The organism is Methylocystis parvus, from assembly GCF_049675845.1.
Taxonomy (GTDB): Bacteria; Pseudomonadota; Alphaproteobacteria; order Rhizobiales; family Beijerinckiaceae; genus Methylocystis; species Methylocystis parvus_A.
The window spans coordinates 2,885,939-2,908,298 of sequence record NZ_CP187161.1 but is presented as its reverse complement, the minus strand read 5'-3'; the positions used below and the strand labels follow the sequence as shown (position 1 = coordinate 2,908,298).

The window sequence follows — 22,360 nt, the reverse complement described above, 5'->3', positions numbered from 1 at the left end:
GGAGGGCGGAGAGGCAGCGCGTGATGGGATGGTTGCGGCCAAAGGTCAGATGCGAAAGCGGTGCCACGTAAGGTCCGCTTGCTGCGGCGCATTCGATCAGCAGGAATTGGCAAAGGACGTCTTTGCCATCTCCCCCACGAAAGATATTCGTCACTTTCAAACATGGGGCGGAGCCGTTCGACTTCCCATGCTCGCGCAGGAACCCCAGAAGTGGAGGCCGGGCGTGCGCCTTTAGCGGCAGCATGCGACGAAGTCGCCAGAAGAACATATCCTGGTCGCGGTCGGAAAGACTCATCGGAATACGCCCTCGTGCAAATCGATCAAGAATGAAGAGATTGACCCAAAACCACGCCGCGTCGTGTCACGCTGCGCGCGTGAAGCACCCGCGCTGCCCGCTTCTTCCACCAGATGTAAACGCCCGTGACGGAAAACATCGCGACGAGGACGCCCAGGAAGCTCACGAAAATGCGATATGGCAGACCAAACACATTAGCCGTGTGCAATGCGCGCAACCATCTCGAAAGTTTGTCGCCCACAAGGTCTTGTTCGGTCGACGGCAAAGAGGAGACTCGAAGAGAGCCGTCAATCGCATCGAAAGCGACCGTGGTCTGCGCCTGCTCGCCAATGTCATTCGAACTACGGACGACGTAATCATAAAGGCCCCGTTCCCGGTCGTGGATCAGCGCTTGTTCGCCGTTGATCTCGACCCGTTCGCGGATCGCCAGCTCCGCCATCAATGATCGCCCTCTGTCGCGCGCCTCGGGCCAGGATAGTCTCGGCTCGCCGAGGCGCGTTCCGGGCGAACCAATAGCCACGACGTCATTCGATGCTCCAAACAGCGTGCGCGTGACCGGCGTGTAGACCTCATCGAGATTGAACATCACCCCCGACCACGCGAAGACCAAGAGCATTCCCCAAGCCCAAAGGCCGGAAGCGCGATGGACATCGAAATTGAATCGATAGAACCCGCCGGTCGATTTAATCAGCCAGGCAGGCCCCCAGCGTCGCCACCATGATTTGCCGCTTCCGTTTGCGCGGCGCGCAGGAGGGAGCGTCAGGAAAAACGCGACGAAGCAGTCGACCGTCCAAATGAGCGCGATCACGCCGAGCGTATAGCGCCCCAATGCGCCGAAAGGCGCAGGGGCCGCCAGCGCGTAGTGCAGCCGGTAGATGAAAAACAGAACGCCTCGCGTTCCTAACACATCATGATCCCATGCCCTCTCGCCGATGCGCGCGCCCGTATAGGGATCGAGATAGAGAAACAGCAATCGATCCGTTGCACCGTCATCCTTTATCCAAACCCGAAGCTCGTATGATCGGCGACGATTCATATGAAGCGGAGCTTCGTCGATTTTCGCATCAGGATAGAAGCGCAACGCTTGATCTCTCAACGTCAGGGGATCGAGCATCGGCGCCTCGCGCGGCGCGACTGTCAGCAGATCGGGGTTGAGCCAGAGGTCCAAATCGTCCCGAAACGCCAGCACACTTCCGGTAAGACCAACGATGACGAGAAAACTCGCCATCGTCAGACCAGCCCATCGATGCGCGCTCACCCAGGAGGCGCGGCTCACGCTCAAAAATCCAATCGGAGTTGAGCCTTGATCGTGCGGGGAGCGCCGACGCTCACACCCAGTGGACCTCTGAAGCCGGACGGGTAGTATCGAGTGTCGGCGAGATTATCGACGTTCATCTGGGCCATCAGCTTGTAGCCATTGAAGTTCCAGGCATAGGAAGCCATGAGATTGAAGATGGCGTAGCTCGGAACATGGAAAGAGTTGAAGCTGTCGCCATATGCCTTGGTGCGGCCATTGACCCCGCCGCCGAATTTCAGTCCCGTCAAATCTCCATCCTGAATCTCATAGGTGCTAAAGACGCTGCCCATGTGGCGTGAAACGTCCGGCGGCGTGAAGCCTTGAAAACCGTTGACGCTGACAATGTTGCCGAATGGATCTCTGATGACGCCGGTGTCCTTCACGACTTCCGAGTCGATGTAGGAGTAACCGCCAATGACCCGCCAACCCGGCAATTCCCCGGCGACATCGAGCTCGACGCCCCTGTTGCGCACGGCGCCATTCGCGATCCGGTAGCCGAGCGCCGCTCGCGCGGGGTCGGGATCGGCCACGGCGATATTGGTCTTCGTCAAGTCGTAAAGCGCCAAAGTCGCGGTGAGCCGCTGATCGAAAAGTTCCGTCTTCGCACCAACCTCCCATTGTTGAGCGCTCTCTGATGGCAATATTTGCCGCTGGAGACCGGGGCCGGATAATCCTCCCGGCGCGCCGAAATTCTCCATATAGCTGCCATAGAGGCTGAGCTGTGGGATTGGCCGCCACAGCAGCCCCACCCGTGGCGTCACACGCTGGGAATTATTGCCGAGTTGCTCCGGATTGCCGTCGAAGGCATTCGAATGATTCAGCGCTCTGTCATATCTGGCGCCCGCCAGGAGAAAAAAATTGTAGGGAAGTTTCATCTGATCTTGAACGTAGAACCCAAACCATTGCTGCCGAAAGAGCGCAGTCAGTCCGGGGTTCAGGTTCGCGTAGAGCCAGTTATACGTTGGCGTAAACGTGTGGACGGGGAACACGTAGCTTATGTTCGACTGCGAGTATCTTGAGATCCCAAAGAAGCTGTTGAAGGACCTGTCGAGAAGATAGTCGCCGCCGATCAAAACAGTGTGACCGATGCCGAGCGTGTCGAACTTCCCTGTGAGGTCGAGATTGGTCGTAATAGCGTGCCGCGAATCATTATTGGCGATCGCCAACCGACTGAGCTGCGTCGGCGCGGTGGGGTCGAAGCCAATAGGGACGACAAGGAAGCTATGATCCTGAAATTGAACTCCCTCGAAGCGATTTGTAAGGACCCAGTCCTCCGTGAACTTATGAGACCAGTTGTAACCGAACTTCAGCGTATCTACGCGGCTGCTTGAATTCGCCTCGTTGAAGGTCCGGCCACGCGGCAGAAAGGCGACCGGTCCTTCGCCGAAAAGGGCCGACAGCGGATTGTATCTCGTAAAGGCGATCTGACCTGCGTCGAAGGGAACGGCCTGATGGCTGTACTGAAGATTGACGGTGATTTGGGTCGCCTTCGAAATATTCCATTGAACGACAGGCGAGATGAAATAGTTACGGTAATAGTCCGTCTCGCGGAACGTATGGTCTAGATCGGCCTCGGCCGTAACCCGATAAAGAATGGTATCGTCTTTGGTCAGCGGCCCCGTGGTGTCGAGCGTCGTGCGGTAGAAGCCATAGGACCCGAAAGCCTGACTGACCGACGTTTGCCGGTATGCAAGCGGTTTCTTGGTGACGATGTTGACGATGCCACCGGGATCGGCTCGCCCATAGAGAATCGCTGCTGGGCCTTTCAGCACCTCGACGCGATCGACATTGATGAGCGACGACGTTCCAGGCAGAGCGTTCTGAATTCGCAAGCCGTCGATATAGACGAAATTCGTGTCGAAGCCGCGGATCTGAAAACGATCATTGCCGCCGACATAGGACGCGTCGAAGGACCGAACGCCGCTGACATTGTCGACCGCACGCCCGATCGTCATCGCCTGTTGATCCTGAATGACCTGCTGCGGGACGACCTGGATGGATACTGGCGTATCCATGATCGGCGTATTCATCTTGGTCGCGGTTGTCGCGCTCTCCCGCCGATACGAAGTCTTCTCCTTTTCCTGCGTCGCAGCGTCGGATGCTGCTGACAGTGCGGACGGCTGTCCGGCTCCCTGTCCGAGGCGTGTGGCGCGGCCCGTCCCTTGGCCCGAAAATGCACTGCGTGCAGCGCGCGCGCCGCCGCCGCCGATGTCGATGGTCGGCAGGCTTTGCTGAGCGTAAGCCGCTTGAGAGAGAGTTAGCGCCGCCGCGCTCGCCGAAGCCAGAAAGATTTTATGCCGCATTGCAGTCTCGCCGCTTTTCCCTGGAGGTCTCGGAGCCCAATGGCCGGAGCTCGAGACCTCTCTTGTTGCGTCGGCAGAGATAGCACCGCCGAGCTTTCCGCCTTCTGTCGGAACCTTACGGGAGTCTGTCAGGCCATCATTTCTTGAAGTTGTTGCAATCACGCCACATGTGCGGGATTGTGACGTATACCCTTCGGGCTCTGAAGCGCATCGACAATCGTTCACGCTGAACGCCCGGATCGATACGGCAGATGCTCCGTGACGCGTTCGGCAGGTGGTTTATGCGAATATTGATCGTCGAGGACGAGCCTGAAATCGCGCAGCTTCTCACCGAACAGCTTCAGGACTCCGGGCTGGAATGCGACCGTGCGGCAACCATCGGGGACGCCCTCATGGCGCTCAAATCCTTCGCGTACGAACTCGTGCTGCTCGACCGACGACTGCCCGACGGAGATGGGCTCGCCGCGATCCCGCAAATCCGCGGCCTACGGCCAAACATGCGCATCATCGTCTTGACGGCGCGCGACGCCCCGCTCGACAAGGCCAATGGTCTCGACGCCGGCGCAGACGATTACGTCGCAAAGCCCTATGACCGCGCGGAGCTCGTCGCGAGGATAAGAGCGCGTCTGAGACAAACGAGCGCGACACCGCTGCCGCCGATCCAAATCGGTGCAATCGCGTTCGATCATGCGACTGGCCAATTGACCATTGCCGAAAGGCCATTCGTCGCGAATCGCCGCGAATTCTGCTTGCTCGAGGCGCTGGTGCGGCGCGTCAATCAGGTCGCGCCAAGGAACGTTCTTCTTCAGGAAGTCTATGGCTTCGAGGAAGCCGTTCTTCCCGGCGCCCTTGATACGCTGGTCTCTCGCCTGCGGAAGAGATTGCACGAACTCGACTCGAAGGTGGTGATCCACCTCGTACGAGGCCGCGGCTATCTCTTGACCGAGGATGTGCCGTGAACTGCTCGACTTCTTTGCGTCTGCGCCTGTCGCTTCATTTGATTATCGGGCAGTTTTTGTGTTTCGTCGCAATCCTGACGATCAACCATGCGAGAGGGCTGATCGAGGACAATGCACTATCGCTCACGACGTGGAACTCGTTGGCGGAGATTCGTGTTCGCGCGGCCGTAAACCAGTCATTGGCGCAAGCGCCCGACGGTTCGATTTTCATTGAACCAAACGAATCTCTTCGATCGCTAATGGCGAAGCATCCAACTATTCAATTCGCCGCCTTCGACCCAGAGACAAGCGCGCCTTTGCGCGGATCCTCACCCGAGCTGGCGAAAGCATTGAGGGGACATGGCGACATACTCACCACTGAAATGGCGCTATTCAAGATTCGAGGCCTTATGGAAGGCCAGCAAAGCGGTAGATATCACGCCGAAATGACTCCCTTCGGCCTTGTGCTGATGGCGACATATGGATACGTGTTCGAATGGCAGGATTTTGGCTACCATCTCTATAATGACATCCTTGGCATCCTTTCATATTATGGCTGGTCTTTTGTCGTGGCGGTCGCAATTGGCTGGCTTTCTCTCGGAAGCGGGCTCGCGCCAATCGACAATGTCATCAGAAGCGTGCGCAAGATCGACACTTGGTCGTTGGACCAAAGAATTCCGCGTGAAGGCATTCCGACCGAACTAGCGCCGCTGGTGGATACGATCAATGAAGCTCTGGCGCGCCTCGACGCGGGCGTTTCCCGGCAGCGTCGATTTATCGCGAACGCCGCGCATGAATTACGTACTCCGCTCACGATTCTCAATGCGCGCATCGAGAGCCCCGAGAAGCCGGGCTTCAAGGATCAGCTCTTACGTGACGTCAAGCGGCTGCGGAACATCGTGGAGCAATTGCTTGCATTCGGCCGCCATGGAAGAGACAACCCGGCGCCGAGGACAAAAGTCGATCTGGTCGATTTGACTCAGGGGGTCGTCGACGACCATGCACTGCTGGCAATAAAGTGCGGTAAAGAAATCGAATTCCAATCGAGCGCGCTGAACCAGTTCGTCTTGGCGGATCGCTCGGGGATCGAAGGCGTCTTGCGGAATTTGATCGATAACGCGCTACGCGCCGAACCCAACGGCGGAACGGTCATCGTTCGAGTCGGCCCCGGACCCGAGATCAATGTGGAGGATCATGGGGAAGGCGTGGCAAACGAACACCGTGACAAGGTTTTCGAACCCTTCTGGCGAAAGGATGCCGCCACGCCTGGCGCAGGGTTGGGACTTCCGATTGCTCTGGAGATCATGGATGCGCATGGGGGCAGGATCGTCGTCGCCGAGACCTTAGGCGGCGGCGCTACATTCAGATTATCCTTCGCGGAGGAACACGTGGAGCGGGGCGTTCTATCGGATTCACCTTTGTAGCTTGTGTCATTTGTAAATACTTCCCATATTTTCTTGTTAAGAATTACTTCGAGGGATTTTGCCTGTCTTTCATTCCCGAAATGACGGCTTCTGGCGGATTTCGTTGAAAAAGTCCGCGACGGAGAGTTTTTGGTCTCCGTCGCAGCCGTTTTTGAGATTTCAAGCGGTAAGCTCTTCGCGGCGGCGGCGCCTAGGGCGCCATCGTGGGCGGCTTATGCCGCCATTACGAGCCCCGCCGGTCGCAGTCGGGCGAGCCGTCGTAGGTTTTGCGCGGTCGCGGCGAGCAGAAACTCGTCCTTGGCTCCACATGGGCCACGCAGTCGCAGGCGCCCAAGCCGCAATATGCGTTTGAGATGGGCAAACAACATCTCGACCTTCTTTCGTCTCCGACAGGCCGCTTCAAATTCGGGCGTCCCAGCAAGCGCTCGCGCAACGTCGCGGGAATCTTCGTCCAGATCGCGCGGAATCTTCCGCGCCACTGCATTCGGGCAGCACCTCGCTTTGAGCTCGCAGATGTCGCAATCCTTCTTGCTGGCGCGGTAACGGCGCGTGCCGTCCGCCCCAACGCCGGTGCGTGGCGCGGCGTAGGTGCGCCGGAACTGGACCAACTCTTTACCCGCCGGACAGATATAGCGGTCGGCCTCGGGTTCGAAGGTGAAGTCCGAACGCGAGAACGTGCCGTCGGTTCGCGCCGACTTGTCGAACACGGGGATGTGTGGCGTGATCTGCTTCTGTTTGACGAGCCAAGCGAGATTCTCCGCCGAACCATATGCGGTGTCGGCGACGAGATAATCCGGCTTCAGGCCGAAGCGCTCTTCCGTGCGCTCCAGCATCGTTCTCGCAGCGCCCACCTCGGCCTGCCGAATGGCGCGCGTCGCTTCGACGTCAATGATCACTCCATGATCCGTGTCGATCAGATAATTGGTCGCGTAGGCGAAGAAGGCATGGCCCTTGTGTGCGCCGGTCCATTGCGCCGCGGGGTCCGAGCGCGCGATGAACTTCGGCGTCACCGGCGAAGCCGCACCGAACGCGGCGTCATCGAGCGTTGCAAGATATTCGCGCGCCGCGCGACACGCGCCATCTTTGATGTCGCCTGGATGCCAGTCGCGGCTCGGAGCCGAGCGCTGCTTGTTGGCGTCGGCAGCGATCAGGCTTGCATCGACGGCAAAGCCTTCGGCTGCGACAAGGCCTTCGGCCATGCAGCGCTCAACGATGCTTTCGAAGAGCTGGCGCAAAATGTCGCTCTCGCGAAAGCGACCATGCCGGTTCTTGGAAAAGGTCGAATGATCTGGGACCTTGCCGTCCAGCCCCAGGCGGCAGAACCAGCGATAGGCGAGATTGAGATGCACTTCCTCGCACAGGCGGCGTTCCGAGCGAATGCCCAGGCAGTAGCCGACAAGAAGCATGCGGATCATCAGTTCCGGATCCACCGAAGGGCGGCCGGTGCTGCTGTAGAAGGGCTTTAGCGCGGCGCGAAGCCCTTCGAGATCGAGATGCCGGTCGATCCCGCGCAACTGATGGTCCATCGGCACATGATCGTCGAGGCAGAAGTCATAGAATAACCGAGCGGCTGTGGCCTGTGTCCCCATCATCGCCGCGTCTCCTGCAAATCAGCGGGGAAAAGTGAATCACGCGCCCTGGCGCCCGGCAACAACAGAGTTTTTCAACACAATCCGCCAAAAGCGGACTCCGGTAAATCAATGCCCGGTAAATCAATGCCTGGTAAATCAATGCCTGGAGCAGGCTAGAGCGGTTTCTTGTCTGATTTCCTAGCGTCCTGAGGTTTTGCTGATAGCTCCTTCAACAGGTGCTTTGTCGCAGGCGTCACGATCGCCACGAAGTAGGATTCGCGAAGGCGGCGATTATACGCCGAGTTCCGTAAATAGCCGCTAGCGCCGGCGTGTAGCATGAGGGCTTGCGTCGCATCGAGCGACAGGCGCGATCCTTCAAGCCGCGCGAGGAGAACCGAGCGCAAATACGCGCGCTCACTCTCGAAAGGCGTAGCGGCGAGCGCCATGATTTCACTTTCCAGCGCCGTTAGACGTTCCTCCAGCGCCGCCGGACCAATCGGCAGATAGGCGTTGACCGCGCGCACACGCGGAGGCATCTCACGCATGAGCTGCGCGCAATTGCGCACAAGACCGGCGGCCATGCCCGTCTGCAGCAGCAGGAAGCCGGGCTTAATGCGACCCGCGAAGCGCGTAAACCGATCTGACAGAATCATCTCGTCTGGAACGATTGCTCCTTTGAAGCCGACAGCAACCGTCGCCGTGCCCTCAAGCGCAATGAATTCTGCGCCCTTGCGGCTTTCGACCCCATCGGAACCAAGGCGAGCGATGGCGGCGAGCGATTCTCCATCGGCCTCGAAACAAAAGGCGAAGTAATGGCCGTTCGCCAAGTTCGAGACCCAAGGCAAAACGCCGTCGACACGATAGCCGCCCGAGACCCTTACGCCTTTGAGCTTGATCGGCTCGATGCCGGAGAGCGCCTTCATGGGATTGGAGAGGCCCGTGCCGCCGAGAATGGCGCCATTCGCGACGTCGCCTTGAAAGCGCGCCCGCAACCCGGGATTCTCTGAGTTCTGCAGATACCAACCCAGGGCGTCCTGACACCAGGTGCAGAAAGCCGTTGAGAGACAGGCCTCGGCAACGGCGCTCATCGACTGAATAGCGAGACCGAGATCGATCACGTTTTCTTCGCCTTTTCCCTCGTGATGTTGTGCGAAGGCCCCCGCCGCGCCGAGCTGCTTCAGCACGTGGGACGGGTACAGCCCTTCGGCGTCGATGCGCGCGGCGAGCGGCCGCAGCTCGCTCGCAACGACGTCGCGCACTCTTTGAAGCACAGCGTCTTTCCGACGCACGAGCGGTAAGGGCGGAGCGGCTTCGGCGAGACTCATGCGCTAGCCTTATCGATGCGTGCTACCGTAAGCGCGACTGGCTTTGTTACTGTATTGGCGACGGGCGACCATTTCTGCGCATGCGCGATCAGCGCGTCGAGCGTGTCCTTGGCCGCGTCGGCGTCGATCTCCACGCTCACGCGGATCGCATCGAAGCCAACGGGCTTCGGCGACGTATCGCCTGTTCCCCAGACAGAAGTGATGTTGATGTCGGCCTCGAGATCGAGCGCGAGCGAGCGCACTGCAATTCCATTGGCGACGGCGTTGGCGTGAATGCCGACGGCCAGGCAGGAGCCAAGGGCGGCGAGCAGCGCCTCGGACGGATTTGGCGCAGTGTCGTCGCCGAGCAACGCCGGCGGCTCGTCGACGATATGCGGCGGCAGATTGCGAATGAGATTGAGATGGCGGAACCGGCCTTCCGCGACAGTGCGGCATTTGACGGTCTTGATCGCCGCGGGATTAGCTTTTCCTGCGGCGATGAGGGCGTCTAGGCCGTCCTTGCTGATCGGGGCGAGGCAAGAGGTCAGGACCGGGGCGTCGTTGCTCATATTGGGAGGTTCCTTTTTTGGGCTAGTCTTCATGTGTCCAGGAGACGCGCGTGATCGCTGCAAGGATGAGCGCGTCGAGGAAAGAGCCGATGAGGCCGATCAAAATGACCGTCGCTGCAAGGCGTGAGTAGTCGAGCGTGTCGCGGGCGTCGTTGATGGCGTAGCCAAGCCCGCTGGTGACCCCCAGATATTCAGCGGGGACCAGCACGATCCAGGCGACGCCGAGCGCGAGCCGCAGACCGGTCAGGACATCCTGCGCCGCTGCGGGCAAGACGACCGCGAGAAGAATGTGCAAGCGACTCGCCCCGAGATTATTGGCCAGTCGAAACCAGTCGGGATCGAGCTTGCGCAGCCCGTGCGCGGTCGAAAAAATGATGGGCCAGATCGACGCCGCAAAAATCAGGAAGATGATCGCGCCGTTCCATGTCGGAAAGGCGAGAATGGCGAGCGGCATCCAGGCGAGCGGACTCACCATGCGCAGGAGCTGGAAGGGCAAGTGCGTCGCCCGGCGGAACAGGGCGCTGCGCCCGACAAGGACGCCGATCGGCGCGCCCAGCATAAAGGCGATCGCGAGGCCGCCAGCGATGCGCCCAAGGCTGGGGCTTGCGGCGGCGAGCGCCGAGCCGTCGGCCACCATCTCGTAGAGGCGGCGCAGGGCGGGCTCGGGCGCAAAACCCGCGAAGGCGACGGTCGCCGGATTGCGGGCGATCAACCAGCCGCCTAACGCCCATAGGGCGAGCAGGACGGCAAGGCCAGTCAAATCGACGAGAGCCCTCGCCATGCGCCCGCCAATCGAAGGCAGGCGGGTTGCGGCGCGGCTGCGGCGAATGGGGAAGATCATCGCGACGCTACTCATAGAGCAACAATCTCCTGCCGGGTGAATGGGTCGCCGCTCGCGACGCTCTTGTCTCGCCGCCACTCCGGGTAGCGTCCCAAAGCCTTCTTCACGAGGGCATAATCGACGAGATCCTTGGTCACGAAGTCGGGATCGAGCTTGTCGAGGAAGACGCGGTCGCCCTCGATCTTCGTGTCCTTGAGTTGCTGCACGATCAGGCGCGTCGCCGACGGATAGGGCCAGGGTTGGAAATCAATGCGCCCATTCCCCCAATCGGGGTGGCGGATCACGTCCTTATAGGCCGGCTCTTGCGTGTAGGCCGTCATGGCGCGCGTCACGACTTTCGCCGGCGCGGGTAGATAGCCGGCGCCGTCTCGCGAGAGCAATTGAGAAACCTCTTCTTTGTTCTGCGAGGCGTAAATCTCGGCGCGCACGATGGCGTTGACGACCTTCTGCGCCCATTCTGGCCGCGTCTCGATGAGCGGTTGCAGCATGGAGACGACGCAGCAAGGATGATTCTTCCAGATGTCGCCGGTAAAGCGGAGCACGCGCGCAGACGCGTTCAGCTCGCCGAGCGCGTCGAACGGCTCCGCTACGATGTAGCCGTCAATCTTCTTGGCGGCGAGCGCCGGCGGCATGTCCGGCGGCTGAAGGATTTGCAGATTGACTTCCTTGGGGCCGAGCGTCGCGCCCTGCGGCTTGATGACGGGCGTAAGCCCGCTTTTGCGCAGCGCGTATTGCAGCACGATATTGTGCATGGAATACCAGAAGGGCACGGCGAGCTGCTTGCCAGCGAGATCCGCGAAACTTTTCACGCCGCCGTCCCCCTGGACGACGAGCGCCGAACCATTCGTGTGCGCCCAGGCGACAACTTTCACTGGCACATGGCCGCCATAGCGGAGCCAGAGCGCCGTTGGCTTCAAAAGGTGCACGAGATTGAAGCGGCCGGCGGTGAAGCCCTCGATCAGCGGCGCCCAACCACGAATAAGTTCCGGCTTGGCGACCTTTAACCCCTCTTCCTCGAAATAGCCCTTGGCGTGGGCAACGAGCAGCGGCGTTGCGTCGGTTATCGGAAGGTAGCCGATGCGCAGCGTTTCGTCGTCCGTCTCGATGGCGCGCGCCGCGGCGGGCAGCCCAGAAAGAAGCGCTGCGAGGCCGCCCATGGCGAGTTGGTCGAGAACATGGCGGCGTGACACCCCTGCGCCGGGCGCATAGTGAAGATCGTATTGATCGCAGTCCTTGCACATTGCTTTTGGCTTTCGTCAGGCGCCCATGGCGAGGGGATAGGGTTCGGATTCGAGAGCGTCGATGAGACATGCGCGCAATTTTGCGCGGGTCTCGCCGTCCATTTCCTCGGGGATCTCGTATTCGGCGATGATCCGCCCGGGTTCCGCGGCCATTACGACGACTCGCGACGCCAGATCGAGCGCGTCGTCGACATCGTGGGTAACGAGCGCCATCGAGAAGCCGAATATTCGCTGCGTTTCGCGCAATTCGCAACGCAACTCCGCACGCGTCAGCGGATCGAGGGCGGAGAAGGGCTCGTCCAGAAGAAGAAGGTCGGGATCGACCGCAAGCGATCGCGCGAGCGCCACCCGCTGCTGCTGCCCGCCGGAGAGTTCACGTACATTGGCGCGCGCGTATCCAGCGAGGCCGACCTGCTCGAGCAGCGCCTGCACGCGCACCGGCGTCCCTTCCCTGCGGCCGTCGAAGCGTAGCGCCAGGGCAACGTTGCCGGCGACGTCGAGCCAGGGAAAGAGTAAGGAGCGCTGAAACATCAGCGTGCGCCTGACGGGCTTCGCGGCGTCGCCGCGACTGGCGAAGCGCACGTCGCCACCCGTCGGCGGCACGAGGCCGGCCATGATCTGCAGCAGCGTCGACTTCCCACAACCGCTGCGGCCGATGATGGCGACACATTCATGCGGCGCGACGCGCAGGCTGACGTCCGAGAGAACCGGCGGGGTGTGGCGCGCATAGCGATGCGTGATGCGCCTCACTTCGATGATTGGAACAGATGACACGGCGGCAGCTCCTTTCATTGACAGACTACAAAATTAATAGATATTATCAAGTCTGTGGATTAGATGCATAAACCGCACCATACTTCATTGAAAATCAAAAGTTATCCCTGTGCCGAGCAAGAGCGCCTAGAACGAACGGTCTAGAAAAAATGGAAAAGAGCCTGGTAGGGTCGCAGAAGCGAAAAAGCCTGCTTTCGCCGACGGCCGCCAAACGCGCCGGCCGGGCCCGCATGGTCCAGAAGGACGCGCAGCCGACTGGCCCGAAAGCCAATGCGCGTCTCCTCGAAGCGGCGATCGGATTATGTTGCCGCAAGGGCGTCGCCGCGACGAGCGTCGATGAAATCATCGAGGAATCGGGCGTCGCGCGCATGACGCTTTACAATCGTTACGGCTCGAAGGACGCACTCATCCACGCGGCGCTCGCGCATGAGGCGAGCGTCTGGCGCGCCTGGTTCTTCACGCGACTTGCCGAAACGTCCGGAAGCCCGCGCGAAAGGCTGCTCGCCCTGTTCGACATCATGGACGAATGGTTTCGGCGTGATGATTATCTTGGGTGCGCGCTGATGAACGCTGCAATGGAAAGCCGCAACACGGACGAGAAACTTGCCGAGATCATCCGCGCCCACAAGAGCCATGTGCTTGAGCAACTGCGTGCGCTGGTCCATGCAGCGGGCGCTGACGACGTCGAATTGCTGACGCAACAACTCGATCTCCTGATGGACGGCGCGATCGTCAAGGCAGCCATCAAGAAAATCCCTGCGCCAGCGTTGGAGGCGCGAAAAATCGCCGAAAAGCTGTTGTCGTGAAGCGCGCAGGTCATGGGTCCGCAAAAGCGGAGCATTGAAAGGGATCCATCTCACGGAGCGGCGCTGTCGCACTGTTGCGCCGGCGCCGCACGACGGGCGGGTCGTGCAGGAAAATGCATTTATTATTATACTCTCGGGTATATTTTTTCATTCTCCGATTCACGCAACCAGTTGGAATAGCAGGCTTTCACGCCGCCTTACCGCTTCAGCTCCTTTAGTTGATTAATTCTATAAGGTAGAGCAGGTTTTTGTGCGTCGGCTTTCGACGCTTCGTCCGCGGCAGGACGAGACGAATGCAAAAAAGCCCTGTGCCTTACCCATCGATCCGAGGCTTTCGGAAATGAATCATCACGCAAGAGAGACGGCCATGCGTGGCCGGCTGTTGAGACAACTATTCGTCGCCGGCTCTGCCCTATCGTTGAGCGTTGGGTCGCTCCCGGCGTCGGCGGCTCCAAAGCGCGCGGTTGTCACGAAGGCCCCGCCGCAGATCGCGACGCAGGCGTCGCCACAAGCCGAAACGCCCCCGGCGCCGCCGCGGCCGCCGGCGCCGATGGGCGTGTTCGGCGCCGACATGCCGGCCAAGGGCAAACTCGTTTTAGCGATCACGCCGATGTGGGCAAATCTCTCGGGGCAGCGGATCGGCACACGGGGAGTCAGCCCAGAATTTATCGTCGCAAACGTCCCCTGGTGGGTCGATCCAACCAAGAAGCTGCGACTGGTGCCGCAGAACATCGCCGTCGCGGCGCAAACAGGGGCGATTTCCTACGGTCTGACGAATGATCTTTCTGTCATTGTGACCGCATCGATTGCCGAGAAGCGGCTCGAGGCGTTGACCTTCAGGGGGCAATCCGGGATCACCCCGCTGGGTAGGAGCTACCCCAACACTTTCGGGCTGTCGGATTTCACGACGAGCGCGATCTACCGAGTTTATCAGGATCCAGTACATAGAATTCAGGTCAATCTCGGCTTCGCCTATCCCTTCAGCTTCAACACCGCCCGATTCGATCTGTTGCAGCCGGATGGGAGCGTGCCAAATATCCGCGCCTTCTATGGAATGCAGCCAGGTAGCGGCACATTCGATATCATGCCGGGGATTGTCTATGCTGGTAACCTTGGTCAATGGTCCTGGGGCCTCTCTTATCGGGGACGTATTCCGCTCACGAATAATCCAGAGAACTGGCGCTTCGGCGATCTGCATGAGTTCAACGGCTGGGCCGGCTATACGCTGATCCCCGGCATAACGACGACTTTCCGTGTCAGCGGCGCGACGCAGGGGCAGATTTCCGGCTTCGATCGCGAAATCCTCGGCCGTGCGGTGCCGACTAACCCCGCCTTCTACGGCGGACAACGGGTGGAGCTCTTTGGTGGCGGCGTCGTCAGCGGCAAGCTCGTCAATTTCGACGCCGCGTCAATTGCCTTCGAGGCGGGCCTGCCTGTCTATCAAAATCTCAATGGGCCACAGATCGCCAAGAATTGGCAGGCGGGGTTCTCATTCCGGTTACGAATCTGACGTCGTCGATTTCGCAATCGCTTGCCGCGCACTGTTGCGGCAAGCGACGCTCTCAAAGTTGAGCGCGTTTGAGAATCCTATCAAGTGACCCAATGCTCGCTTGGAAACAGAATAGAGCCTTGCAGAGAATCCCGCCCGACCGGTCATGTGTTGACGTCCGAGACGGTGTTGTGGACTGTGTGGATCATGAGCTTATTCCGCTTGCCCTCGAAGCGTTCGGCGTAGGTATAACGATCCTTGGCGATCTTCAGCATGCCGTGACGCGCGAGCGCGTTGGAGACTTGGATCGGGTCGAAGCCGTGGCAGAGTTCTTCCCACATGGAGTCGTCGATCATCCAGATGCGATCAGCACCGGAGCCTTTGCGCCAGCCATAGCGCGTTGCGCTGAACGTACGCCGCTTGGCCGCCCCTCTGCATCGACGCTCAGAGCAACAGGGTAGCCATATTCGTTCAACTCGTCGAAACGGCTATCGCCGTATTGGACGATAAAGCGGCTTATATGGAGGATTGCGCGCCGATCTTCGGCCGGCTCCTTGCCGTCTCCGCCGCGCGTCTTCTTCCATCTTGCAAGACATTGCGCCGCAGCAGCTGTCGACTGACCGCGCTCCCAGCCTGTCACGCCGAATTCGGTCGCCAGTTCGCCGGCGGCCGCGATCAGCCCGAAGCGTTTTGCTGCGCGTCCGAGCTGACCGTCGCTGTCTACCGGGACATTCTTTTTGATGAAGCTTGCGATTGCGTCCCGCACGCGCTCGACAACATCGCCGTGCGCGAGGAGTCAGCGGACGAACGCCGGACCAGCAACGCCGTAATAACGGCTCGCCGCCGCGGCGATCTCCTTCACCATGTCGCCGGCGTCGCCCGTAGGGCCGGCGTGGTCGAAGGCGCCGAAGCCCCGCTCTCTGTCCCCTGCGACGTTCAGAAGGCGCAGCGTTGCGCCAGTGAAGGCGGTCGCGCCGCGCACCTGCTGGATTTTGCTCTCGATCGTCATCTCGCCCGACGAGAGGATCGACGCCCGCCAGGTCTTGATATCCTTGACCGTCGCATTGCGATTCATACGGATTTTGCCGACGCCCGTCGCCAACATATAGACGGCGCTGGCTGCTTCTTTCGAATCGACCTGGCCGAGTTCATCCAGAATGAGCGCCATGTCGTTGGTGCGGTTGGCGATGCCTTCGAGGCCGTTCGCCGTGGCGCGCCAGGAATGAACAAAGCCAGCGTCTCCCCACACGCTCGCCGCGCAGCGCAGCAGTGTCGTCTTGCCTGTCGAAGAGTTCCCGAAAAAGTGGATGCCGCCGCTCTCTTGCCCGGATAGGTGAAGCAGCGGCGCGGCGAGCGCGGCAGAGATCGCAAGAGCGCCAAGAGCATGCTCGCCGGCGGGGACGCTGACCGTCTGACGCCATTCTTCGAACGCCTCCTGCTGTCCATTATCGACGCCTACCCGACCGAGGGTGAGAAGCGATCCGGGCTTGCGGGCCAGCGTACCCGTGAGGATCGCCTCCAGACGGCTATGCAGGCGCTTTTCGGTGAAGCCAAGACTGGCCGACGAGCCGATTCAGATGACGCGGTCCTTCGTTGGATGGCGTCCCAGCATTACCGCGACCTTGCGATCAGGGGCCTACAGGCGCTTAAGTCCGCCCCCGAATCCGAAAAGACCTTGGTGACGCCCCCTGTGCGATCGGACCGCGCTCTGGCGGCCGATGCCGAAGGAAAGTTTTCGTTGGGTGCCGGCGCAAGAGAACGTCTACGCAAGAAATTTTCTGATAAAAAGGATTTCTGGCTTGCAATCGAACGCTTCCACGACGACGTTCCCGAACTGATGGAGACATGGCTCCTCGATGAAATTCGAGGGTTACTAGCGAAAGCTGATATCAAGACTGTGCCCCACTGGCCAGATGGGCGCCGAAGAGAACACGAACTTGAAAATAACGGCGAGGTAGTTGCCGCGCGGCGAAAATTAATCAACGCTCTCTACAACGCCTGCCGAAGGTTCATTGAGAAAACACGGGAAGATTCTTCCAAGTAGGTTTCCACAAAACAGTCTGGCCGCCCGTGAGCATGAAGGCGACCGGCCGGCATCGAGGCAATGCTGCGTTGCTGAGGGGAAGCCGGCCGAGTTACGACAAGTCACTCGTGAGAAAAGGGGCACGCGAGGCTTTCGGAAACTAGCCGTCCTGGCGCATTTTTCAGAGCGATTATTCGTTTTGCGTGAATGGGAGAAGTTTCACTTCGTGTTGCAAGGCGGTCATGTTTGATGTGAGGATCTCTATCGAGATTTCTCTCAATTTCAAGTGCGCTTGTGCCTGCGTAAAGCGGCAACGGTTCTCCATGTCTCGCCAATAGGTAGGCATTAAATGGCCTCGTCGCGCCATTCCTCCGGAATCGTCCTCTGCCACGTACATGACTTTCGAAATTCCTGAAATAAGAATGCGCGTGTAGCACATAGGGCAGGGTTCGAGCGAAGTATACAAAGCCAGCCTATCTTTTCGCCTATTGGGATAATTGCGCTCAAAGTCATCAAGCACGATCATTTCTGCGTGGGCGTCACTACGAAATGGCGGACCACAAATTTCATTATGCCCGTGAGCCACGATGTGAAACTCCTCATCGACGATCAGCGCGCCAATGCCGTACTGGTTGTCGCAGATAGAGGCGAACGCCAGAACGCAGGAAGCCCACGCAGTCTCATCCTCGGGCCCGAGAAATCCCTCGTTTGAGTAAGCAAGAAGTCGGGTCTTGAGATAAGACTGCTGCGCATCTTTCGGGCAAGCATCTAGAAGCCAATGGCGCGCGGCATCTGAAGGACTATGCAAGTGACATCCCCAGGCATCGAGACAACCCATTATCTCAGGTTAGAGGCGGAGAACCGAACCGGCAATTAGGCTTTCAGCGGGTGGTTTGGCATCCCGCCGCTTCCTCGGCGTGCTCCTGATGGCGTCGTGATCCAGCGTAAGAAAGCGCTCCAGTTTCTGCTTGTCCCTAAACCGCTCGCAGCGTTTCGTTGGTTTCTTGACCTCTGCTGCTGCGACGATCGGCATTCGAAAGAAATTTGGCCGGATCAAAGTTCATGTTCTAATTGATCGGCGCCGACAATTTGGAAGGAATGTTTCATGAGTCCCAAACACAGTCATGAGCATTCCGCGCACGAAAGTCATCACGAGGATCAAGGCCGTCGCCACGCGCCCGGCGAGGGTCTTTATCCTGCCGACCTAAATCCATCCGCTGTCCCAACCGCCGCGGAAGGCGTCATCTACACCTGCCCTATGCACCCACAGATCCGCCGGCTTGGCCCAGGCAATTGCCCGATCTGCGGGATGGCCCTGGAGCCTCTCGTCACGACGACGGAGGAGGCGCCGAGCGCCGAGCTCATCGACATGACTAGGCGCTTCTGAATCGGATTGGCGCTGGCGGTTCCGGTTGTCATCCTGGAAATGGGCGGCCCTTTCCTCGGTCTCCACCACTACATCCAGCCGCAACTCTCCAATTGGGCGCAGTTTCTCCTCGCCGCTCCGGTCGTGCTGTGGGCCGGCTGGCCGATCTTCGGCGATCCGCGCGCTCCTTGATCTGGCGCCCGTGACGGCGAAGCGCGTCAGGGAAGATGGGTCCGACGAAGAGGTGGCGCTCGAAGAGGTCCATGTCGGAGACCGGCTCCGCGTGCGTCCGGGCGAGAAAGTTCCCGTCGACGGCGCGCTTCTCGAAGGCCGCAGCTCGGTCGACGAGTCCCTGATCACCGGCGAATCCATGCCCGTGACGAAGAATGTCGGCGACAAGCTCATCGGCGGCACGCTCAACCAGACCGGCGGTTTCATCATGCGGGCGGAGCGCGTGGGCGCCGACACCATGCTCTCATGAGCTACGGCCTCGTCGCCGCCGTTTCGGTGCTCATCATCGCCTGCCCCTGCGCGCTCGGCCTCGCCACGCCCATGTCCGTCATGGTCGGCGTCCGGCGCGGCGCGCAGCATGACGTGCTCATCAAGAACGCCGAGGCGCTGGAGCGCTTCGAGAAGATCGACACGCTCGTCGTGGACAAGACCGGTACGCTGACGGAGGGAAAGCCCGAAAGTCACCGCCATTCGCCCCGTCGAGGGCTTAAGCGAAATCGCGATGGCTATGCCGCCAATGGCCGCCGAGGTGCTGCATGGCGCTGTGTTCTCTGTGCTCCTCGCTCTGCGCCATCGCTGAACCCGTTAAAGCGAGCCAGGATGCGATGAGGGGCAGCATGATCCTGCGCATGTCTTCCTCCATTGGAAAGAGCGTCTCGGGGCTCTACTCCGAGCGTTTAATCTGCTCGATCACATAGCCGCCCTGCGGGGATTTCGAGACGGTGAAGGCCACCTTGACGCCCTGCGCCAATCCTTCGAGACTCAGCCCGGGGGCCACCTTGAAGGCCATGCGCTTCAAGCCCAATGACGGTGCGTAGATCGCCGGGATGACGATGAGCGTCAGCAACGTGGACGAGACCATGCCGCCGATCATCGGCACGGCGATGCGCTGCATGACCTCCGATCCGGTACCGGTGCTCCACATGATCGGCACCAGCCCCGCCATGATGGCGACCACCGTCATCATCTTGGGCGGACACGCGCTCGACCGCGCCGAGCATGATGGCTTCGCGGAGATCCGCGCGTGAAGGGCCGTTTCCCTCGGCGGCGCATTCCGCCCGCGACTTCGCGCATCGCTGCGTCGAGATAGATCAGCATCACCACGCCGGTCTCCGCCGCGACGCCGGCGAGCGCGATGAAGCCGACGCCACCGCGACCGACAGGTTGAAGTTCATCACCACATCAGCCAGACGCCGCCGACCAGCGCGAATGGCAAAGACAGCATAACGATCAGGTCTCCGTGACCCTGGAAGTTGAGGTAGAGCAGCAGGAAAATGATGAAGAGCGTCACCGGAACGACGATCTGCAGGCGGGCTTCGGCGCGCTCCATGTATTCGTATTGCCCGCTCCAGACCGCGTAGGCCCCAGGGGGAAACACGATTGCTTCAGCCACGGCCTTCTGCGCTTCTTGGCGACGAGATAGCCGCCGAGATCGCGGTCGCGGATGTCGACGTAGACGTAGGTCGCGAGCTTGCCCATTCTCGGTGCGGATGGTGGTCGGGCCGCGAACCAGCTCCACTTTCGCGACCTCGCCGAGAGGAATCGTTCCGCCGCCGGGAAGCGGGATCAGCACGTCGCTGGCGATCGCCTGCGGGTCAGAGCGCAGATCGCGCGGATAGCGGATCGCGACCGTATATCGTTCGCGACCTTCGACCGTCGTGGTGATGGGTCTCTCCGCCGAGCGCCATCGCGATGGTCGCCTGGACGTCGTCCATCATCAGGCCGTATCGCGCGAGCGCTCGCGGTCGGGACGATGTCGAGATAGTAGCCGCCCATGACGCGCTCGGCATAGGCGGAGGATGCGCCGCGCACGGTTTTGAGGACTTCTCGACCTGACGCGCAACGCCATCCATCGCAGCGAGGTCGCGCCCCATCATCTTGACGCCGACAGGCGTCCGGATGCCAGTCGACGAGCATGTCGATGCGGTTGCGGATCGGCATGGTCCAGGCGTTGGAGACGCCGGGAAACTGCAGCGCCTTGTCCATCTCGGCGATCGAGGCTGTCGATGTTCACACCGGGCCGCCATTCTTCCTTGGGCTTGAGGTTGACGATGGTCTCGAACATCTCCGTCGGCGCCGGGTCTGTGGCCGTCGCGCGCGGCCCGCCTTGCCGTAAACCGAGGCCACTTCGGGGAACGATTTTATGATGCGGTCCTGCATCTGCAGCAGCTCGGCCGATTTTGTGATCGAGAGGCCCGGCAGCGTCGTGGGCATGAACAGCAGCGCGCCTTCGTTCAGCGCCGGCATGAACTCGCTGCCGAGCTGGCGCGCCGGCAGGATGGTGACGGCGAGCGCGGCGAGCGCCAGAAGGACGGTGAGAGTCTTTGCGCGCATCACGAGGCGGATGACCGGCCGATAGGCCCAGATCAAAGCGCGATTGATCGGGTTGCGCGCCTCGGAGACGATCCGGCCGCGCACGAAGATGATCATCAGCGCCGGCACCAGCGTCACCGACAGCAGCGCCGCCGCCGCCATCGAGAAGGTCTTGGTGAAGGCCAGCGGGCTGAACAGCCGTCCTTCCTGCGCCTCCAGCGTGAAGATCGGCAGGAACGACACCGTGATGACAAGCAGCGAGAAGAACAACGCTGGACCGACTTCCGATGCCGCGTCTACGAGGATCTGAATGCGCGGTTTTCCTTTGGGCGCGCGCTCCAGATGCTTGTGGGCGTTCTCGATCATCACGATCGCGGCGTCGATCATCGCGCCGATGGCGATCGCGATGCCGCCGAGACTCATGATGTTGGAGCCGATGCCCAGCGCCTTCATGGCGATGAACGCCATCAGCATGCCGACGGCAGCATGAGGATGGCGACCAGCGCGCTGCGGACGTGCAGCAGAAAAACGATGCAGACGAGCGCGACGATGATGCTTTCCTCGACCAGCGTTCCACGCAGCGTCTCGATCGCGGCGTGGATCAGCTCAGAACGGTCATAGACGGGGACGATCTCGAGGCCCTTTGGCATGCTCGGAGCGATCTGCGCGAGCCGCGCCTTGACGTTGTCGATGACCGTCAGCGCGTTGGCGCCGTAGCGTTGCAGCGCGATGCCGCTCGCGACCTCGCCTTCGCCATTGAGTTCGGCGATGCCGCGCCGTTCGTCTCCGACGATTTCCACGCGGGCGACGTCCTTGAGCAGCACCGGCGTGCCGCCGTCGGCCTTGAGCACGATGTTTTCGATGTCCTGCACACCCTTGAGATAGCCGCGGCCGCGCACGATGAACTCGAACTCGGAGAGTTCGAGCGTGCGCCCACCGACATCCATGTTGTTGTTGCGGATGGCGTCGCGGATCTTGTCGATCGGGATGTTGAAGCTTCGGAGGCGGCTCGGATCCACCGTCACGCTATACTGTTTGACGAAGCCGCCGACGCTGGCAACCTCCGCGACGCCCTCGGCCTTGGACAATCCGAAGCGCACCTCCAGTCCTGCAATCGAGCGCAAGTCGGCGAGCGTCATCTCCTTGGCGACGAGGGCATATTGATAGACCCAGCCGACGCCCGTGGCGTCTGGGCCGAGCACGGGCCGTGATGCCAGCCGGCAGGCGCTTGGCGGCGGCGTTGAGATATTCGAGGACGCGCGAGCGCGCCCAATAGATGTCGGCCCCATCCTCGAAGATGACGTAGACGAACGAGACGCCGAAGAACGAGAAGCCGCGCACCACCTTCGAGCGCGGCACCGTCAGCATCGGCGCTGGTCAGCGGATAGGTGACCTGGTCCTCGACCACCTGTGGCGCCTGGCCGGGATATTCGGTGTAGACGATGACCTGCGTGTCCGAGAGGTCTGGGATGGCATCGAGCGGCAAAGTCCGCAGCGCACACGCCCGCCGGCGACGGCGAAAGCCGTGGCGATGAAGATCAGCATCAGGTTGCGCGCCGACCACGCGATGAGTCG

The 22,360-nt window shown here is 60.6% G+C and carries 21 protein-coding genes and 2 pseudogenes; 6 read left to right on the top strand and 17 right to left on the bottom strand.

Annotated features, from left to right (window positions below; translation table 11 throughout):
- Positions 1–320: 320 nt before the first annotated feature.
- Both ACPFMJ_RS15110 and ACPFMJ_RS15105 read right to left on the bottom strand, forming a co-directional pair.
- Positions 321–1,571 carry a PepSY-associated TM helix domain-containing protein gene (locus tag ACPFMJ_RS15110; protein WP_424360781.1) on the bottom strand — a complete coding sequence of 417 codons (1,251 nt, stop codon included), beginning with the start codon at positions 1,569–1,571 and terminating at the stop codon, positions 321–323.
- Positions 1,572–1,573: 2 nt separating this feature from the next.
- Positions 1,574–4,057: a TonB-dependent siderophore receptor gene (locus ACPFMJ_RS15105; RefSeq protein WP_424360780.1), complete on the bottom strand. Its 2,484-nt coding sequence runs from the start codon at positions 4,055–4,057 to the stop codon at positions 1,574–1,576.
- Between the two features lie 119 nt (positions 4,058–4,176).
- Between ACPFMJ_RS15105 and ACPFMJ_RS15100 the strand changes: the two genes are divergently transcribed.
- Both ACPFMJ_RS15100 and ACPFMJ_RS15095 read left to right on the top strand, forming a co-directional pair.
- Complete coding sequence (locus tag ACPFMJ_RS15100) at positions 4,177–4,854, top strand: response regulator transcription factor (RefSeq protein ID WP_424360779.1); 678 nt, start codon at positions 4,177–4,179, stop codon at positions 4,852–4,854.
- The gene (locus tag ACPFMJ_RS15095; protein WP_424360778.1) at positions 4,851–6,257 is read left to right on the top strand and encodes a sensor histidine kinase; all 1,407 of its coding nucleotides are present in this window, start codon (positions 4,851–4,853) and stop codon (positions 6,255–6,257) included. Before ACPFMJ_RS15100 ends, ACPFMJ_RS15095 begins: the two co-directional genes overlap by 4 nt.
- Positions 6,258–6,469: 212 nt before the next feature.
- On the opposite strand, the gene ACPFMJ_RS15090 is transcribed toward ACPFMJ_RS15095, so the two are convergent.
- From ACPFMJ_RS15090 to ACPFMJ_RS15065, 6 genes are all read right to left on the bottom strand, one after another.
- Positions 6,470–7,849, bottom strand: coding sequence for an IS1182 family transposase (locus tag ACPFMJ_RS15090; protein WP_424360777.1), 1,380 nt, complete (start codon positions 7,847–7,849; stop codon positions 6,470–6,472).
- Between the two features lie 152 nt (positions 7,850–8,001).
- Positions 8,002–9,153, bottom strand: a complete 1,152-nt coding sequence (locus ACPFMJ_RS15085) for an acyl-CoA dehydrogenase family protein (RefSeq protein WP_424360776.1) — start codon at positions 9,151–9,153, stop codon at positions 8,002–8,004.
- On the bottom strand, positions 9,150–9,701 hold the full coding sequence (locus ACPFMJ_RS15080; protein WP_424360775.1) for an OsmC family protein: 552 nt from the start codon (positions 9,699–9,701) through the stop codon (positions 9,150–9,152). Before ACPFMJ_RS15080 ends, ACPFMJ_RS15085 begins: the two co-directional genes overlap by 4 nt.
- A gap of 22 nt (positions 9,702–9,723) precedes the next feature.
- A complete protein-coding gene (locus tag ACPFMJ_RS15075; protein WP_424360774.1) occupies positions 9,724–10,557 on the bottom strand; it encodes an ABC transporter permease in 834 nt (277 codons plus the stop codon).
- The gene (locus tag ACPFMJ_RS15070) at positions 10,554–11,783 is read right to left on the bottom strand and encodes an ABC transporter substrate-binding protein (RefSeq protein ID WP_424360773.1); all 1,230 of its coding nucleotides are present in this window, start codon (positions 11,781–11,783) and stop codon (positions 10,554–10,556) included. Before ACPFMJ_RS15070 ends, ACPFMJ_RS15075 begins: the two co-directional genes overlap by 4 nt.
- Positions 11,784–11,798: 15 nt before the next feature.
- Positions 11,799–12,557 carry an ABC transporter ATP-binding protein gene (locus ACPFMJ_RS15065; protein WP_424360772.1) on the bottom strand — a complete coding sequence of 253 codons (759 nt, stop codon included), beginning with the start codon at positions 12,555–12,557 and terminating at the stop codon, positions 11,799–11,801.
- A gap of 149 nt (positions 12,558–12,706) precedes the next feature.
- Here ACPFMJ_RS15065 and ACPFMJ_RS15060 point away from each other — a divergent pair, with 149 nt between their 5' ends.
- Together ACPFMJ_RS15060 and ACPFMJ_RS15055 are read left to right on the top strand one after the other, a co-directional pair.
- Positions 12,707–13,363, top strand: a complete 657-nt coding sequence (locus tag ACPFMJ_RS15060; protein WP_424360771.1) for a TetR/AcrR family transcriptional regulator — start codon at positions 12,707–12,709, stop codon at positions 13,361–13,363.
- A 550-nt stretch (positions 13,364–13,913) separates the two neighbouring features.
- Positions 13,914–14,873 (top strand): alpha-amylase, encoded by a 960-nt coding sequence (locus ACPFMJ_RS15055; protein WP_424360770.1) that lies wholly within the window; start codon positions 13,914–13,916, stop codon positions 14,871–14,873.
- 143 nt (positions 14,874–15,016) lie between these two features.
- Here the strand turns inward: ACPFMJ_RS15055 and ACPFMJ_RS15050 are convergent, their stop codons facing one another.
- The 4 genes from ACPFMJ_RS15050 to ACPFMJ_RS15035 form a co-directional block, all read right to left on the bottom strand.
- Positions 15,017–15,208 carry a hypothetical protein gene (locus ACPFMJ_RS15050; RefSeq protein ID WP_424360769.1) on the bottom strand — a complete coding sequence of 64 codons (192 nt, stop codon included), beginning with the start codon at positions 15,206–15,208 and terminating at the stop codon, positions 15,017–15,019.
- On the bottom strand, positions 15,205–15,618 hold the full coding sequence (locus ACPFMJ_RS15045; RefSeq protein ID WP_424360768.1) for a hypothetical protein: 414 nt from the start codon (positions 15,616–15,618) through the stop codon (positions 15,205–15,207). Before ACPFMJ_RS15045 ends, ACPFMJ_RS15050 begins: the two co-directional genes overlap by 4 nt.
- A 30-nt stretch (positions 15,619–15,648) precedes the next feature.
- Complete coding sequence (locus ACPFMJ_RS15040) at positions 15,649–16,350, bottom strand: DUF927 domain-containing protein (protein ID WP_424363881.1); 702 nt, start codon at positions 16,348–16,350, stop codon at positions 15,649–15,651.
- A gap of 715 nt (positions 16,351–17,065) precedes the next feature.
- A complete protein-coding gene (locus tag ACPFMJ_RS15035; RefSeq protein WP_424360767.1) occupies positions 17,066–17,683 on the bottom strand; it encodes a nucleoside deaminase in 618 nt (205 codons plus the stop codon).
- 297 nt (positions 17,684–17,980) lie between these two features.
- Here ACPFMJ_RS15035 and ACPFMJ_RS15030 point away from each other — a divergent pair.
- Positions 17,981–18,968, top strand: a pseudogene (locus tag ACPFMJ_RS15030) (heavy metal-binding domain-containing protein); the annotation flags it as partial.
- Between the two features lie 168 nt (positions 18,969–19,136).
- Here ACPFMJ_RS15030 and ACPFMJ_RS15025 read toward each other — a convergent pair.
- Entirely contained in the window at positions 19,137–19,397 is a 261-nt protein-coding gene (locus ACPFMJ_RS15025; protein ID WP_424363880.1) for an efflux RND transporter permease subunit, read from the bottom strand.
- Between ACPFMJ_RS15025 and ACPFMJ_RS15020 the strand changes: the two genes are divergently transcribed.
- Entirely contained in the window at positions 19,366–19,500 is a 135-nt protein-coding gene (locus ACPFMJ_RS15020) for a hypothetical protein (protein WP_424363941.1), read from the top strand. The two genes, ACPFMJ_RS15025 and ACPFMJ_RS15020, sit on opposite strands and share 32 nt — an antisense overlap.
- A gap of 146 nt (positions 19,501–19,646) precedes the next feature.
- On the opposite strand, the gene ACPFMJ_RS15015 is transcribed toward ACPFMJ_RS15020, so the two are convergent.
- From ACPFMJ_RS15015 to ACPFMJ_RS15000, 4 genes and pseudogenes are all read right to left on the bottom strand, one after another.
- Positions 19,647–20,078, bottom strand: coding sequence for an efflux RND transporter permease subunit (locus ACPFMJ_RS15015; RefSeq protein WP_424363879.1), 432 nt, complete (start codon positions 20,076–20,078; stop codon positions 19,647–19,649).
- A complete protein-coding gene (locus tag ACPFMJ_RS15010; protein WP_424360766.1) occupies positions 20,039–20,458 on the bottom strand; it encodes a hypothetical protein in 420 nt (139 codons plus the stop codon). Before ACPFMJ_RS15010 ends, ACPFMJ_RS15015 begins: the two co-directional genes overlap by 40 nt.
- Positions 20,459–20,482: 24 nt before the next feature.
- Positions 20,483–21,987, bottom strand: a pseudogene (locus ACPFMJ_RS15005) (efflux RND transporter permease subunit).
- Entirely contained in the window at positions 21,921–22,349 is a 429-nt protein-coding gene (locus ACPFMJ_RS15000) for an efflux RND transporter permease subunit (protein ID WP_424360765.1), read from the bottom strand. The pseudogene ACPFMJ_RS15005 and the gene ACPFMJ_RS15000 overlap by 67 nt, the downstream one beginning before the upstream one ends.
- Positions 22,350–22,360 lie beyond the last annotated feature (11 nt).

Excerpts from the sequence above, each read along its gene's own strand:
- ACPFMJ_RS15100 (WP_424360779.1), top strand. The coding sequence starts at position 4,177 with ATGCGAATATTGATCGTCGAGGACGAGCCTGAAATCGCGCAGCTTCTC.
- ACPFMJ_RS15090 (WP_424360777.1), bottom strand. The coding sequence starts at position 7,849 with ATGATGGGGACACAGGCCACAGCCGCTCGGTTATTCTATGACTTCTGC.
- ACPFMJ_RS15085 (WP_424360776.1), bottom strand. The coding sequence starts at position 9,153 with ATGAGTCTCGCCGAAGCCGCTCCGCCCTTACCGCTCGTGCGTCGGAAA.
- ACPFMJ_RS15080 (WP_424360775.1), bottom strand. The coding sequence starts at position 9,701 with ATGAGCAACGACGCCCCGGTCCTGACCTCTTGCCTCGCCCCGATCAGC.
- ACPFMJ_RS15075 (WP_424360774.1), bottom strand. The coding sequence starts at position 10,557 with ATGAGTAGCGTCGCGATGATCTTCCCCATTCGCCGCAGCCGCGCCGCA.
- ACPFMJ_RS15070 (WP_424360773.1), bottom strand. The coding sequence starts at position 11,783 with ATGTGCAAGGACTGCGATCAATACGATCTTCACTATGCGCCCGGCGCA.
- ACPFMJ_RS15060 (WP_424360771.1), top strand. The coding sequence starts at position 12,707 with ATGGAAAAGAGCCTGGTAGGGTCGCAGAAGCGAAAAAGCCTGCTTTCG.
- ACPFMJ_RS15055 (WP_424360770.1), top strand. The coding sequence starts at position 13,914 with ATGGGCGTGTTCGGCGCCGACATGCCGGCCAAGGGCAAACTCGTTTTA.
- ACPFMJ_RS15050 (WP_424360769.1), bottom strand. The coding sequence starts at position 15,208 with ATGATCGACGACTCCATGTGGGAAGAACTCTGCCACGGCTTCGACCCG.
- ACPFMJ_RS15020 (WP_424363941.1), top strand. The coding sequence starts at position 19,366 with ATGACCTCCGATCCGGTACCGGTGCTCCACATGATCGGCACCAGCCCC.
- ACPFMJ_RS15025 (WP_424363880.1), bottom strand. The coding sequence starts at position 19,397 with ATGTGGAGCACCGGTACCGGATCGGAGGTCATGCAGCGCATCGCCGTG.
- ACPFMJ_RS15010 (WP_424360766.1), bottom strand. The coding sequence starts at position 20,458 with ATGGACAAGGCGCTGCAGTTTCCCGGCGTCTCCAACGCCTGGACCATG.